Here is a 13,822-nt window from a genome sequence, read left to right on the forward strand (position 1 = left end):
CCGACGTTTTTTAGGTGAAACCGAGTTTATTTATTGATTTTGTTCAACTGGCGTATAACCTATATACGCAGACTGCGGTCGGTAAATACGATTATTTTCTGACTGCTCTACGACATGAGCTGTCCAGCCAACTACACGGCTTGCTGTGAAGGTTGGGGTGAATAGTTCAGACGGAAGCTCAACCGCTTTCATAACTGCTGCAGCGAAATATTCTACATTGGTATAAATGCCTCTACCCGGCTTGTATTCATTGAGTAACTCAATGGTTTTATCTTCAATTTTAACAATTAAATCAAATAGCCCATTGTCTCCTGAAATTTGTTTCGATACTTCTTTTAATGCTTCTGCTCTTGGGTCATGTGTGCGATAAACGCGATGACCAAATCCCATGATTTTCTCTTTATTATCTAATTTTTTACGAACCCAAGGCTCAATATTCTCTTCACTCCCAATTTCATCAAACATGGTAATAACACCAGAAGGAGCTCCTCCATGAAGCGGACCTTTCATCGCGCCAATTGCTCCGCATATAGCTGAAACCATGTCAGATTCGGTAGATGAAATAACGCGTGATGAGAAGGTTGAGGCATTCATTCCATGCTCAATTGTCAAAACAAAATAGGCGTTTAGCGCCGTAACCAAACTTTGATCTGGAATTTCTCCGTTAATCATGTATAAATAGTTTGCTACATGATCCAAATGCTCGTTAGGCTCTACTACTTCTAAATCATTCATTTTACGATACCAATAGGCAATAATGGTAGGTGTTACCGCTGTAATCGCAAGCGCCTGCTCTTTTGTCGGAGGCCAGCTGTATGAAGGGTCTCCTAACGCCGAGATACATGTGCGAAGCGCGCTCATCACTTCTGTATCTTTTGGCAAACAGTCCATTAACGCAACAATATTAGCCGGAAGCGTACGATGAGTCACCATCTCTTGTTTAAATGCTTTTAACTCATCATGATTTGGCAGCGTACCGTTCCAAATTAAATAAGAAACTTCTTCAAAAGAATAATTGATGGCCAAATCTTTTGCCCAATATCCGCGATAAATCAGCTGACCTTTCTCTCCATCAACATGCCCTACTTTTGTTTCAGCTGCAACGATTCCTTCTAGTCCTTTAACATATGTCATCTCAACCACTCCCCCAATTATTTTTAACAAACCGGCCCTTTTTTTTATGTACGGCTCGTTTGCAGAATGAATAGACTCACCTTAGTGGTGCACTATACCATTTTATTCCTCTTTCTTAATTGTCAGAACAGTATACAAAATGAACATTTCAACACGTGTTATTTCTGCGCTCGCGGCTTTGTTTTACGGGAGAAAAAAATATTTTTTAGGATTTTCTTCGAGGGTACTTTTTTGTTAACGCTTACAAATATGCGGGTTTCTAACGTATTTAGAGGAATTTGATGTGCTATTTTTAGATGAATCACTATTCACTTCCTTATGTAAGAGTTTACATTTATTTGAATCATAAGTAAAATAGATAAATAGAATAAATAGTATGAAAACTAAGAATACTAGTGAGGAGAATTTATGGATATTCGAGAACTGCAACATTTCATGGAAGTAGTTAATCAAAAAAGTTTCACGAAAGCAGCAGCTGCAATTCACTTGTCTCAGCCAGCATTAAGTAAAATTGTAAAAAAACTAGAAGAAGAACTCGGCGTAGACCTTTTTGATCGCTCTACTCGAAAGCTGACATTAACCGATGCAGGACAGATTGTGTACGGGCAAAGCCAAAAGCTGGTATCCACTCTTCACGAGCTGCATGCTCTGTTAGATGATTTACGAAATCTGCCTACAGGAGATATTAAAGTAGGAATTCCTCCTTTAGTAGGGACTGTCGTTTTCCCAATGATTGCAAAAAACTTTACATCAAAACATCCTCAGGTGAAATTAGAGCTTGTGGAGCTTGGCGCAAAGCGAATTGTCGAACTTGTAGAAAACGAACAAGTAGACCTTGGCATTATCGTATTGCCTATTCAAAACCCTCTTTTTCACGTCTATCCGTTTATTGAAGAAGAGTTTAATTTATACATTCATCATGAGCATCCGCTGGCAGACAAATCAATCGTTGCTTTGAGCGAGCTGAGAGAAGAGCCGTTTGTCCTGTTCAGCAAAGATTTCTCTCTTCATGATCGCATTATTCATGAGTGCATTCAAGCTGGTTTTCATCCAAAAATAGCGTACGAAAGTTCTCAATGGGATTTAATTATTGAATTAGTCGCTTCTGAATTAGGTATTGCCATTTTACCAAAGTCCGTGTTTCCGAAGATCAATAACCCTTTTATTAAAAGTATTCCAATTGCCGCACCTACTCCAATGTGGGAGCTCGGCATCGTTTTGAAAAAAGATCGCTATATGTCATATGCTACACGGGAACTTTTATCCTTCCTAGTAGACCAAGACATCATTTTGCCGTCTCATACGATGTCAGCAAACTCTTAACAAAAAAGCCTCTTCTTTCATTAGGAAGAGGCTTTTAGTCATCTTTGCTATTTTCTTCAATTTTTTTGTCATGTGATGTGGAAATAAATCAATTATTAAATGCAAGATGACGGACTCAATTCTTCAAAACTCACTAAACCCTTCAAGTATGTGATTTAATAAATGTTTAATTGTAACAAAAGAAGTGTATACAGAAAGAGGAGAAGAATAACTTTCTTCTCCTCCACCCTTTTAACTCACATTTTTATTCACAGCAATAATTTCACTTAGGTTATTCATATAAATAATTTGATCACCAAAGGTTCTATTTTTCAAAGCAGCCGTATGGTGCGGTTTCATGCCAATAATATAGCATGTGATCCCCATAAGATAGAAGGACTGCATAAAGCCTGCAAAAGCTTGAATTCCTTCGGTTGTTAATATATCTAGGCCGCCAAAGTCAAATAGAAGCGTGGTGTAATTTCCTTCATGTGCAAAGTTTTGCAAAATGGACGTATTTTCAGCTACAAGAGCTGTGTCTAAGTCTCCAAAAAGAGGTATAAGCCCTACTTTAGAGGATAATTTAATAAAAGAAGCGGACAATTGCTTAATTTTTTGTAATGATTTTTCGAGACGTTCTTTTTGTTCAAGCAGTTCAAAATCTGTATCTGCTAATCGTTTCCGATGGTCTTGAACAAGATTCGTTAGCTCTTGTATACGTTCATCTTGGCGAATACAAACTAAATGACCTATATCACTATCCCATTGAATTAAGCATTCAAACAGTGAATACGGCGAATCATTGGTTTGCATCACAAGCTCTACTTTCTGAATAGCCTGGCCTCGGCTTTGGACAAGCGTTTGCTCATCATGGGGTTCGTCTACAGACAATTCTCGAGAATCTTTTTGGCGCAAGCTTAAAAACTTTCTCGCCTTTTCTTGACTAAATACGTCTACAAGATCTAAAAAATTAGCTGAAGGCTTAAATAAATGACCTGATTGTTGCGACCATTCCAAAATATTAAATTCAGTATCCACTAGAAAGTAAGGAATTGGAACATATTCAAGCATCGACATTAACTTCCACTCCTTTGTGATAACTGATTAACCAGTTATTTAGTTGGTAAAGATCCGGAATTAGGCGTGTATGCTCAGAACAGTAAGAACGGAAATCAATTTGAGAAACTAAACGCCCTCCTACCATTACTGTTGGTCTTGATTCTAATTTGTCCAAAGTTTTGGTATATTCAGCAAGCCTCTCAATATGATAAGGAATGCTGACAGATAATCCTACCATGTGCGGCTTCCATTCTATAGCCATTTTCTCAGCGTATTCCAGAGGTAGATTGGCCCCTAAAAAGCGAGTATTCCAACCATGTTCCTCAAACAATAAAGCCACCATCTTTAAACCAATGAAGTGCTGTTCTTGTTCCAAGCATAGAAGCAGTGCCCTTGGAGCAGTGTCTGAAGCGTGTCCCTGAATTTTTTTATAAAAGCGATAGCGAGTTAGCACATAATCACACGTCGTAGTTGCAACATGCTCATCAGCTACAGAAATGATATTTTCTTCCCACATATCTCCAGTTACTCGCATTGCGGTTGTAATTAAATTTTCATAAATATCTAGGCTGTTCTTTCCCTGTTGGATTTCTTCCAGCACAACTTCCCAAGCGCTGTCTTGATCACCAGCTAATAAATAGCCTACAAATTTTTGTACTTGAGATTTCATTGTTTCACCTCAGTAAACGTAAAGCTTTTAAGAAACTTGAATAAAAGCTTCTCGTCTCTCTTTTTCAAGATCGCCTAAAATGTATACCACTTTTAGACTAACACATGTTGCCAATAGCAACAATATAAAAATAGAATAATAACTTTTTATTTTACTACACTCAGTAAAACATGACTAGTATTTCTTTAAATATTCTCCTTTCCCTTTTATTTGCGAAAAACACCTCGGCATTTTTTACCGAGGTGTTTTTCCAGTTGTCATCATTTCGGCTCAAAGAATGTAAGTTCGTCTCGTTCTCTTTTAAGCATTTCTACTTATCTTCCACTTTCAATAGACTTTCAAACATATGTATTTATGACTCTTCTGTTCCCACCATAATACTGATAAGATAGAGCGCTGTCATAACTGAGCCGATTGTATTGCATATCAAATGAATATATTGGCTGGTCGCCATAAACAAGTATAAACTTAGCAACAGCAGCACCGTTCCGAACAAAAAAGACCATTTAAAGAATGACAGTGGCCGCTTAAACTTTATACGCAAACAAAAAATGAGAATAAAGCCTACTAGCGCCATCACAAAGAAACTAACGTTAAATAAATTGATAGTTATCACATTTGTTCACACTCCCTTTGCCCCCCAAAACTATTATAACATATTTTTCCTTATCTTCATTCTTTCTCTAGAAGCAAACGCGTCGAAAATTGTTTTTTAAACGTATTTATGTCACAATATTTTTATAAAAATTCCAAGGAATGAGGGAATGCATTGACTCCACCTGAAGCTCAAGATTCAAAATGGTCCATTTTAAATAAAGCCCTTCATAGTTCGCAATCTGGTATTATCGTGACGGATCCTTCTTTACCTGATAATCCAATTATTTACCTCAACCAAGGGTTTTCCCTTATGACCGGCTATAAGGAAGAAGAAGTATTAGGGGAAAATTGCCGTTTTCTACAAGGGCCTCTTACAAGCCCGCACCACGTTGATGAAATTCGCAGCGCTATCAGCCGCAATCAGTCAGTTTCTGTTACGCTTGTGAATTATCGAAAAGACGGCTCTTTCTTTCATAATCAGCTAACGATTGACCCGACATATGTAGAGGAAGAAGATAAATACTACTTTATTGGTGTTCAAAAAGACGTAACAATAGAGATTACAGCCCAGGAACAGCTTCAGCAAGCTTTAGAAGAAGTGGAAAGGCTATCCACTCCTATCGTGCCAATAGAAGAAGGAATCTCTGTTCTTCCATTAATCGGAACTTTAAACGAGCGGCGTATAGAAATGCTATTTAATAGCTTCACCTCGCGTAACACAAGCAGCAAAGATCGTTACTTAATCGTAGACGTCTCAGGGTTAGCTGGATTTAACGATTCATTCGGCCGTGATATTCTTAATATTTACAATTGGCTGAAGCTAATGGGAACTCAGCTCGTTTTAACCGGAATTTCCCCTAACATGGCCATACATATGAGCACTATAGAAGATGATATGTCCTTTATTTTAGTCTATCAAAGCATTAAAGATGCCTTACCGAAGCTAAAGCTATAAGCGCAAGAAGTGATGCCTTATGAAAAAGAGTTAAAATGCATGAAGATGTTAGTTAAAAAATGTTTATTTTTTAATAAATTGGGTTTGAGAGTTTACAGTTGGGGAAAACAAGGCGTATAGGAAAATAAATGCGCTTCATAATGGATTTATTTATAAGCATCCGCACTCTATGTCAGTGGATGCTTTTATGCCTTTATTTATAAAACAATTAGACTATACATATGTAAGGAGAGTCTTCATGCATAGAAATCAGGACCTATATCATTTTTTTAAAGAACATTCTCTTCAATTAACTGAAGACTGGTACAATCAGCTCGACGATGAAAACGAGTTCTCCGTGTATTCGAGTAAAAATCCAGTAATTGTGAAAGAACTGAAGCAGCAAAATCAAGATTATTTTCAGCATTTATTTGACGTATTTATAAAAGATGAGGAATACTTTTTTTCCGATTTCCAGCAGTGGTCGGTCGAACTTGCACGTGATCCAAAGCATTTAAGTACGCCTCTTCACTTTATCGTTCGAGAATATTTTAATTCACAAAAAATTGTCGTTAATTACTTAAAGAAGTTTATCTCTTTGCACCCAGAAGAGGTAAGCGTGGATAAGATATTTATGTGGTATGACATTATTGTTAAAGCCTTTGATCTATCTATTTATATCTTTATTCAAGAATATCATAAGAATACGCAAGAACAGCTGAACGCTCAGAAAGAGTTAATTAATGAATTAAGTTCTCCTGTTATCATGCTTCAAAACAAAGTTGCCCTTCTGCCTCTTGTGGGGGATATTGGAACGGTCAAAAGTCAGTTTATTTTAGAAAACACGCTTCAGCAATGCTCGGAAAAAGGCGTTGAACATTTATGTATTGACCTGCTCGGTGTAGCTACGATTGACACGATGATGGCACAAGAGATTTTTAATTTGGTAAAAGCTCTTCGTTTAATTGGGGTGGAAACCATTTTATCTGGAATTCGACCGGAAATTTCTCAAACTGCAATTCGCTTAGGGCTTTCATTTGAACAGGTCAAGACTACTTCTTCTCTTGCACAGGCGCTTAATTCTATTAGTTAAACATATGGCTCTCTATTACAGCATAGAGAGCCCTATCTATGGCGTTTCAAATTTTACTGGAGTATAGTAGACGCGCCCGATTAACTTTTCACCGTTGTTATCTTTCCAGTCCGCTACGAGTATATACCGATCACTGCGAGAGGTAGAATCTACTGTAATAGCAGCTGTTTTTTTTATGTCCTTTTTTTCTACTGTGTTTTCATAAATAGACTGATTGCGAATTTGTTTGTAATAAAGCGCATTAGGTTTTTTACCATCTATTTCAATGGACACTTGGCCATCTTGAGAGACGGGAATACTATCTTTCATAACAATTTGTCTAAAATTTTTTCGTTCGCCAAAATCAGCTTCACATTCGGTCCAGCAAAAAAATAAAGGCTTGATGATGGATTCTTTGCCTTCGGCTATTATTTTTATAGCGGGTGGATAAGGATCTTCAAGCGTTTCAGCTGTAGGAACCTGACATGCGGCTAATGAAAATAAACTAAATAGGATAATCACCACTTTTTTCATACTATGTCCTCCCTTTTTTGTGAACGTGGTGCACGTAAGTGAGTGGGTGCATAGTATAATTTTTCGCCTGCAAGCAAAAGATTCCTTTTATAATCAACAAAAAAACAGCTGCCTATTTGTTTAGACAGCTGTTTTTTTCTATTTACTTAGCATGCTTATTTCTTTTTTCATATCTTTTTCTACATATTCCATTAAATCAGATACGTAGGTTTGAAGCGGTTTTGTTGCGTCTTTATGATCATTCATCGTTAATTCATAAATGCTATCAATATTATCAATCATCAGTTCCATATCATCGATGACGCCCGTATGCTTATACATCGTTTTCATCGTAGGATCAAGGGAAGCTAATTCATTATATTCATAGTTTATCGTATTTGAAATATCATCGAGTTCATTGATAAATTGCTTTTTAGTTTTTTTTTCGGCCATAAGCTGATTATACTCTTTAAAAGCAGTTTGAAGGTTTTTCTGAGAGGCAGTCAATACTTTCAGCTGTTCTCGTCCTAAATAATAATCATAAATACTAGTAACAGTAAAATATCCCCCAAATGTGAGCGCGATTCCGACAACTAAACCTATCCAAAACGTGCTCGTTTTAAAAAAATGTTTCATAATGACTCCTTTTATCTGTGTTCTATGTACAACACTAGCTCATACTGCTGCTTTTTCCTAGGATACACCAAAAACGAAGTGGAAGCTACACTTTTTTAAAATTTTGTCGAATTTTGTCTCTTGTTTCACAAGCTTCAGCACATTATTTTCTATCTCTATTTCTCCATCTGTATACATCAAATTCGTTAACCGCTGTAAAACCAAGTTTTTCATAGGCTGGCTTTCCTGAACTTGTAGCATGCAAAATACACGTATCTGCCTGTTTTTTTGCTTCAGTAAGAACTTCCTTCAAATAGGCGGTAGCCAGGCCTTTTCTCCTCATATGTCTAGCTGTAGTGATACAGTACAAACCCGCTGTACCGTCATAAAAAAAGAGAGACCCAGCTACAGCTGGCCGGTTATGATAAAGACCCAAATATAAGTGATATTGGTCAGTGTTCTGCATAAGCTCCCTAAACCTTTCAAGAAAGTCAGCTTGATATTCTTTTGGTTTTTGATAGCCATCTATGTATACCGTAATCCATTCTTTCAATTCAGCTTCTGTGTGCACTCGCTTACATTGAAACTCTTCTACTCCTGTGTGTACGTATTCTTTTTCTTGAATGTGCTGAATCATTCCGATCCATTTTTCATAAGGAACAAATCCATTTTTATGAAGAACTGGCCCAAGGTTATCATATGAAGATGGACCAACAATCCATAGAGGTTCTTCCCCTTCCGAAGAACATATCTCTAACGCAGGCTCAATATGACGGGTTCCTGCATATATACCGCGATTATAAGGAGATGCAGAAATCCATTTCATTTCTGGTGTATCCACCTTCACAGATTTCTTCGTATGCTGAAAATACATCCAGTGCTGAATCAAGTGTTGTTCTACTATATCGCTTTGATTTTTTATTTTCACTTCATGTCTCCTTTCTCTTCTAAATTATGTTCCTTTTTCTATTATATACTAGTTAGTCTATTTTCTATGACTCTATCCCAGTTCTTAAGTCCTTTTCCAAGTTTTTTTATTTTTTTTGTTATTCTATGAATAGTTTTATTTTAAGTGGGGTACTAACCTATATAAGCAATACATCATTAAAAAGGAGGATGATATTTATGTCATTTTTATGGGCACTTATTGTAGGTGGTATTATTGGGTGGCTTGCCGGATTAATTACGGGAAGAGACGTTCCAGGAGGTATTATTGGTAACATTATTGCTGGTTTTATAGGTTCTTGGTTAGGTTCAGCTATCTTTGGAAGCTTCGGACCAGTTGTAGGTGGATTTGCTATTATTCCTGCCATTATCGGATCAATCATTTTAGTATTAATCGTAAGTTTCATTATGAGAAAAATGCGTGGTAGTCATAAACATGCATAATAAATTATTATATTAGAAAAAGAACCTCTGCTGAAAAAGAGGTTCTTTTTCTAATATGAAAAATTCTTAAAATTTACTATTTTTAATTTCATAATATTGAAAAATAAACCTATTAATGTTAATTTAACCATAATCACTATAAAAAAGAGGAATTAACATGCTGCTTTCAACCCATCAAAAAGACAAATCTATGTACCAAATACTAATAGAAGAGATCGAACAGACACGAACGTTGATGATTCAAACGGCTGTCCGTGAAGGAATGACAAGTCCTAACACACTTCAAGTTAGTCAATCATTAGATGCTTTATTAAATAAACTTCAAATTTTCTTCTATCAATAGAAGCCCATGATATGGTTACATACTCATGGGCTTTTGTTTTATATTAGTCCGCTTGATTAACATATTCCACTGCTTGGTGAAGGCTACTGAAAGTTGTAATATCAGCCAAATCTAACCCTAAGTTCACCATCGTCTGAGCAATTTCAGCACGGATACCGCTTAAAACTACTTGAATTCCTAATAATTTTAAAGCACCGATTACTTTGAAAATTTGGTCCGCTACCATCGTATCAATAATTGGAACTGCGTATAAATCAATAATCAGCCAATTTAGCTTGTACTCGCTGCCGTGCTGAAGGGCATTTTCCATTAAAATTTGAGCACGATTTGTATCTAAATCGCCAACAAGAGGAATCACGCCAATTTCTTTCGTAATGCGTACCACAGGAATTGAAAGTTCATCAATTGCATAGCGAGCCGATTGAATTTTGTTTGCAAAGTCGGTCATATACGATTTACTAACCCAGTGCACAGCCTTGTCCACTACTAAGTTGAAACGAGAAATAACTTGATAGAAGGCATCAAACGTAAACGTTTCAGCTTTTGCTTCTTCTTTAATAATTTCCCCGATAATATTTCGGTAATAGCTGATTTCTTCTAATGCTACATCTAACGGAAGCTGAAGAGTAACGAGTAAATTCGCTACTTCTCTTCCCCATTCCTCAAGCACTTCAAAGTTTTTCGTATCATTTGTTGATACAGAATCAGCGTATATTTTAATTAAATGAACGCGCCACGGTTCTAACTGTTGTTGAATATCTTTGTCTTCATCTTGTTTTTGTTTTGAGAACTCTTCTTTTTTTTCTAGAATTAAATTCGTAATGTGTTTAAGCTTTTTATCTAATAATAATGACTCCATATTGTTCTCCCGTTAAGAATTTGTTTACTTAAAATGATATCACAAATACTGTTGAAAAAAGTAAAACTAAGGGAAAAAGCTTTTAAAAATAAACCGGATGTCCTTTTTTGCGAATAGAATGAGCTAAATTGAGTCTAAAACGTACATAAGCTGAACTTCTCTCTTTCGTTTTATCGTTACTTTCACAGTGAATTCTCATACATAACATTTCAATTTGAAGTTAGACTATTTTAGCATATATGATAAATAGATGAAAAAATGCAAAAGGGTTTGCAGCAAGCATGTCGCATGACAAAATGTGTTTTAGGAAAGACTGAAAAGGAATTCCCTATAAAAAGGAGGTTAGGTATATGTCATTTATTTGGACGCTTATTGTTGGAGGACTTATCGGCTGGCTTGCTGGTGTGTTAACAGGACGAGATGTTCCAGGTGGAATTATCGGAAACATCATCGCTGGTTTCATTGGAGCATGGTTAGGCTCTCTAATTTTTGGAGATTTCGGTCCAGAGATCGGCGGATTCGCAATTGTTCCTGCAATTATTGGTGCTGTTATTTTAGTTTTAATTGTGAGTTTTGTTTTACGCAAAATGCGCGGAAATAATAATCATCGACACGCCTAAATAAAAAAGAGAAATCAGCGTCTTGATTTCTCTTTTTCCCTTACTTCTTATAGCAAAATGTTTTAATAATGGACCTACCTGTAAGTGTAATTCTTTATGGCTACATTTAATAATTGCTGCTTGTCACCTCTGACATTTAATATTTCTACATCCTCATATCAAGCGCGTTAGTAATGAGTAGCTCTGTCCCTTCGAGATCCTCAAGCATATCGGTGAAGATAGCTTCAATATGAACAAATTTCAGCTTTCATTGGACATTGTTTTATAGCTGCTTTCTATTTCGGTTCTACTAGTTCAATAAATGACCTTGCTTGTTTGCCCTTTAACTGTGCGTAGTGTGTATCTGTAGCTAATTCAACGGTTTCGTTGTCTAAGTTGACCCACATCCGATAAGATTGTACCTTTATATCCTTTTTGGTTTCTACCGGTTCAAAGTGAAGAATGTAGTTAGGTTTTCGAATCATTTCAGCTTTTTCTTCTCTCCAGGATACATCTTTTAACCACTGCTGCACTTTCTGCACTTGATTTTGGTCTTTCATTTTAACCGCATGGCCATATTGATTATCGGCTATGTATTTTTCGATTACGAGCTTTTGTTCAACAGTACCGCTTGAAGCACTGCTTTGCTGACATCCTGTTATCACCCAACAAATAGCAATGAGAACTACTAATCCAGACCATACTTTTTTCATTTACATCTACCTTTCTTTTTGTAATTGAAATGAGATGTTCTTGCTGAATGATGCTACCAGCTGCTCGTTTTTAAATCTCTTTTTGCATTCTCTTTTCTTCCTATAAATCCCTGCTTCATTTGCTCAAAAAAACTGAATCCCCGAAAGGATCCAGTTTTTCGTTACGATTCGACATCTTCTATGACATGAACAGCGCGAATAGCGGCGTTTACTTTTGTATGTTGAACGTATTCTTTTGCTTCGTGTATCGTCATTGCTTCTACTTCTTGGTAATAAATCACGTTTCCCCATTCATATTCTACTGAGTAACGATTTGACTTTTCCACATGGTATCCTCCTTATTGATGAACTAAAATTTGATCAATCAAGCCATATTCTTTTGCTTCATCCGCTGTAAAGAATGTATCTCGATCAGTGTCTTTATTAATCGTTGACAGCGATTGTCCTGTTCGTTCAGACAGAAGTTCATTTAGGTGGTCTTTTAAGCGCAAAATACGCTTCGCTCGAATTTCAATTTCAGCTGCTTGTCCTTTTGCTCCTCCTAGCGGCTGATGAATCATCACTTCGCTGTTAGGAAGAGCAAAACGTTTCCCTTTTTGACCGCCCGCTAGTAAAACTGAACCCATAGATGCTGCTAGCCCTATACACAATGTACTTACATCTGCACGTATAAGCTACATCGTATCAAAAATAGCCATGCCCGCTGTAATGGACCCTCCCGGTGAATTAATATAAATGCTAATATCTTTTTCTGGGTTTTCTGCATCTAAAAATAAAAGCTGAGCGATAATGCTAGTAGCCACCTCATCCGTAACTTCACCTGTGAGCATAATCACTCGGTCGAGCAACAGCCTTGAATAAATGTCATAGGCACGCTCTCCTTTACTTGTTTGTTCTACTACATAGGGAGTTAAGTTCATGTGACCGCCTCTTTCCACTGAATTAATACGAGCAAATTTTTTTACTTTTGCACTGACTTCTTGATTTAAAAATGAATCCCCTATCAAATCTTCATCGGTAAATTTAATCATTAGAGAACGTCTTTCTTGCTGTATATGCAAGTGTTCATCGCGGTAAGTCACCGCAACTGCAATCTCTGCCTGTGGATATAAAACGGTCTCTTCCGTGTAGAGCTCTATTAATAAAGGTTCATCGTCAATATGTTTTACTTCGATTTGTCCTTGTGGGTTTTCACAGTACCCATTTAAGTTTCTTGTTTTGAACAAACCTTGGGGCAGCTGAATATCAATCGTGATGTTTTTAACTTTTATTTGCGATCGTTCAAATGTAATACATAGGTGGTTCATTCCTTCTTCTTTTTCCATTACTGATTTTGCCACCGCTAATTTAATCATGCGATGAATGCTCCTTTAAAATCTGAGTAACAGACTCAATTACTTTTTGCCGTACGTCTGCTGATAACTTCCGATTCATAGCGACAAACACATCTTCATTGACTTGATGCATTTCTTGATTTTGAATTTGTTTGCTTTGGTAAAGAGGGAGCTGCGCACCTATACTTTTCACTTCTTCCACACTCATTGAACGCAGCGTTTCTTGAATGGAAGCTAGTGACTCCCCTGCTTTTGATAATGTTAAAGCGGCTCGAAAGTAATGAACATGCTGATCTGTATAGACGCGCTTATTTCCCACTAGCTCCAGCGGAGGAACAATTTCTATTTGCGTGTAATACCGCACCGTACGCAGGTTCAAGTCCGTACCTTCATTGTTTAATAATTCCGTAATTTGCTTGCCTGTATATGTTTTCAAACAATCCCGCCCTTTTCAGTTACAGTTAACTGTTACACTGTCATTATACTGTAAAGATATTTATTTTACAATTAAAACCATGGTAAATTTTAGATAAAGCAGCAAAGCCTATAAGTAAAAAGAACGAACCAAAGAGCCCAGGTCATATACCAGTGCTCTCTTTACTAAGCGAAAAAACAACTGTGTATATTTCAATCTATTCCTCCTGACACCTCTCATGCTACACTTTAGTTATCTTAAAAAAGGAGAGAAC

At 36.7% G+C, this 13,822-nt stretch carries 17 protein-coding genes and 1 pseudogene; 6 read left to right on the forward strand and 12 right to left on the reverse strand.

The window, feature by feature from the left end:
• Positions 1-30: 30 nt before the first annotated feature.
• Positions 31-1,134: a citrate synthase/methylcitrate synthase gene (locus tag CEQ83_RS15160; protein ID WP_028414374.1), complete on the reverse strand. Its 1,104-nt coding sequence runs from the start codon at positions 1,132-1,134 to the stop codon at positions 31-33.
• Between the two features lie 408 nt (positions 1,135-1,542).
• On the opposite strand from CEQ83_RS15160, the gene CEQ83_RS15165 reads away from it, so the two are divergent.
• Positions 1,543-2,457: a LysR family transcriptional regulator gene (locus CEQ83_RS15165; protein WP_155017377.1), complete on the forward strand. Its 915-nt coding sequence runs from the start codon at positions 1,543-1,545 to the stop codon at positions 2,455-2,457.
• Positions 2,458-2,688: 231 nt separating this feature from the next.
• On the opposite strand, the gene CEQ83_RS15170 is transcribed toward CEQ83_RS15165, so the two are convergent.
• From CEQ83_RS15170 to CEQ83_RS15180, 3 genes are all read right to left on the reverse strand, one after another.
• Positions 2,689-3,513 (reverse strand): STAS domain-containing protein, encoded by an 825-nt coding sequence (locus CEQ83_RS15170; protein WP_014459398.1) that lies wholly within the window; start codon positions 3,511-3,513, stop codon positions 2,689-2,691.
• The gene (locus CEQ83_RS15175) at positions 3,500-4,165 is read right to left on the reverse strand and encodes a cobalamin B12-binding domain-containing protein (protein ID WP_028414375.1); all 666 of its coding nucleotides are present in this window, start codon (positions 4,163-4,165) and stop codon (positions 3,500-3,502) included. Before CEQ83_RS15175 ends, CEQ83_RS15170 begins: the two co-directional genes overlap by 14 nt.
• A 352-nt stretch (positions 4,166-4,517) precedes the next feature.
• Complete coding sequence (locus tag CEQ83_RS15180) at positions 4,518-4,781, reverse strand: hypothetical protein (protein WP_081732902.1); 264 nt, start codon at positions 4,779-4,781, stop codon at positions 4,518-4,520.
• A 153-nt stretch (positions 4,782-4,934) separates the two neighbouring features.
• On the opposite strand from CEQ83_RS15180, the gene CEQ83_RS15185 reads away from it, so the two are divergent.
• Together CEQ83_RS15185 and CEQ83_RS15190 are read left to right on the forward strand one after the other, a co-directional pair.
• The gene (locus CEQ83_RS15185; RefSeq protein ID WP_154973710.1) at positions 4,935-5,717 is read left to right on the forward strand and encodes a YtvA family blue-light photoreceptor; all 783 of its coding nucleotides are present in this window, start codon (positions 4,935-4,937) and stop codon (positions 5,715-5,717) included.
• A gap of 238 nt (positions 5,718-5,955) precedes the next feature.
• Positions 5,956-6,789: an STAS domain-containing protein gene (locus CEQ83_RS15190; protein WP_154973712.1), complete on the forward strand. Its 834-nt coding sequence runs from the start codon at positions 5,956-5,958 to the stop codon at positions 6,787-6,789.
• Between the two features lie 36 nt (positions 6,790-6,825).
• Here CEQ83_RS15190 and CEQ83_RS15195 read toward each other — a convergent pair whose 3' ends face one another.
• The 3 genes from CEQ83_RS15195 to CEQ83_RS15205 form a co-directional block, all read right to left on the reverse strand.
• Positions 6,826-7,302 (reverse strand): hypothetical protein, encoded by a 477-nt coding sequence (locus tag CEQ83_RS15195; protein WP_154973714.1) that lies wholly within the window; start codon positions 7,300-7,302, stop codon positions 6,826-6,828.
• A gap of 138 nt (positions 7,303-7,440) precedes the next feature.
• Positions 7,441-7,917, reverse strand: coding sequence for a hypothetical protein (locus tag CEQ83_RS15200; RefSeq protein WP_014459392.1), 477 nt, complete (start codon positions 7,915-7,917; stop codon positions 7,441-7,443).
• 142 nt (positions 7,918-8,059) lie between these two features.
• Entirely contained in the window at positions 8,060-8,824 is a 765-nt protein-coding gene (locus tag CEQ83_RS15205) for a GNAT family N-acetyltransferase (protein ID WP_155010025.1), read from the reverse strand.
• Between the two features lie 197 nt (positions 8,825-9,021).
• On the opposite strand from CEQ83_RS15205, the gene CEQ83_RS15210 reads away from it, so the two are divergent.
• Positions 9,022-9,285: a GlsB/YeaQ/YmgE family stress response membrane protein gene (locus CEQ83_RS15210; RefSeq protein ID WP_013083841.1), complete on the forward strand. Its 264-nt coding sequence runs from the start codon at positions 9,022-9,024 to the stop codon at positions 9,283-9,285.
• A 157-nt stretch (positions 9,286-9,442) separates the two neighbouring features.
• Positions 9,443-9,628: an aspartyl-phosphate phosphatase Spo0E family protein gene (locus CEQ83_RS15215; protein WP_028414380.1), complete on the forward strand. Its 186-nt coding sequence runs from the start codon at positions 9,443-9,445 to the stop codon at positions 9,626-9,628.
• A gap of 43 nt (positions 9,629-9,671) precedes the next feature.
• Here CEQ83_RS15215 and CEQ83_RS15220 read toward each other — a convergent pair whose 3' ends face one another.
• Positions 9,672-10,487: an STAS domain-containing protein gene (locus CEQ83_RS15220; protein ID WP_028414381.1), complete on the reverse strand. Its 816-nt coding sequence runs from the start codon at positions 10,485-10,487 to the stop codon at positions 9,672-9,674.
• 350 nt (positions 10,488-10,837) lie between these two features.
• On the opposite strand from CEQ83_RS15220, the gene CEQ83_RS15225 reads away from it, so the two are divergent.
• Positions 10,838-11,107: a GlsB/YeaQ/YmgE family stress response membrane protein gene (locus CEQ83_RS15225; RefSeq protein WP_013083843.1), complete on the forward strand. Its 270-nt coding sequence runs from the start codon at positions 10,838-10,840 to the stop codon at positions 11,105-11,107.
• Positions 11,108-11,382: 275 nt separating this feature from the next.
• Here the strand turns inward: CEQ83_RS15225 and CEQ83_RS15230 are convergent, their stop codons facing one another.
• From CEQ83_RS15230 to CEQ83_RS15240, 4 genes and pseudogenes are all read right to left on the reverse strand, one after another.
• On the reverse strand, positions 11,383-11,799 hold the full coding sequence (locus tag CEQ83_RS15230; RefSeq protein WP_028414382.1) for a YhfM domain-containing protein: 417 nt from the start codon (positions 11,797-11,799) through the stop codon (positions 11,383-11,385).
• A 161-nt stretch (positions 11,800-11,960) separates the two neighbouring features.
• Positions 11,961-12,125, reverse strand: a complete 165-nt coding sequence (locus tag CEQ83_RS27105) for a hypothetical protein (protein WP_165573521.1) — start codon at positions 12,123-12,125, stop codon at positions 11,961-11,963.
• Between the two features lie 12 nt (positions 12,126-12,137).
• Positions 12,138-12,719 (reverse strand): annotated as a pseudogene (gene clpP / locus CEQ83_RS15235) (ATP-dependent Clp endopeptidase proteolytic subunit ClpP).
• A gap of 427 nt (positions 12,720-13,146) precedes the next feature.
• Positions 13,147-13,569 carry a MerR family transcriptional regulator gene (locus tag CEQ83_RS15240; RefSeq protein ID WP_154973717.1) on the reverse strand — a complete coding sequence of 141 codons (423 nt, stop codon included), beginning with the start codon at positions 13,567-13,569 and terminating at the stop codon, positions 13,147-13,149.
• Between the last annotated feature and the right edge of the window lie 253 nt (positions 13,570-13,822).

It is taken from the genome of Priestia megaterium (assembly GCF_009497655.1).
GTDB classification, from domain to species: domain Bacteria; phylum Bacillota; class Bacilli; order Bacillales; family Bacillaceae_H; genus Priestia; species Priestia zanthoxyli.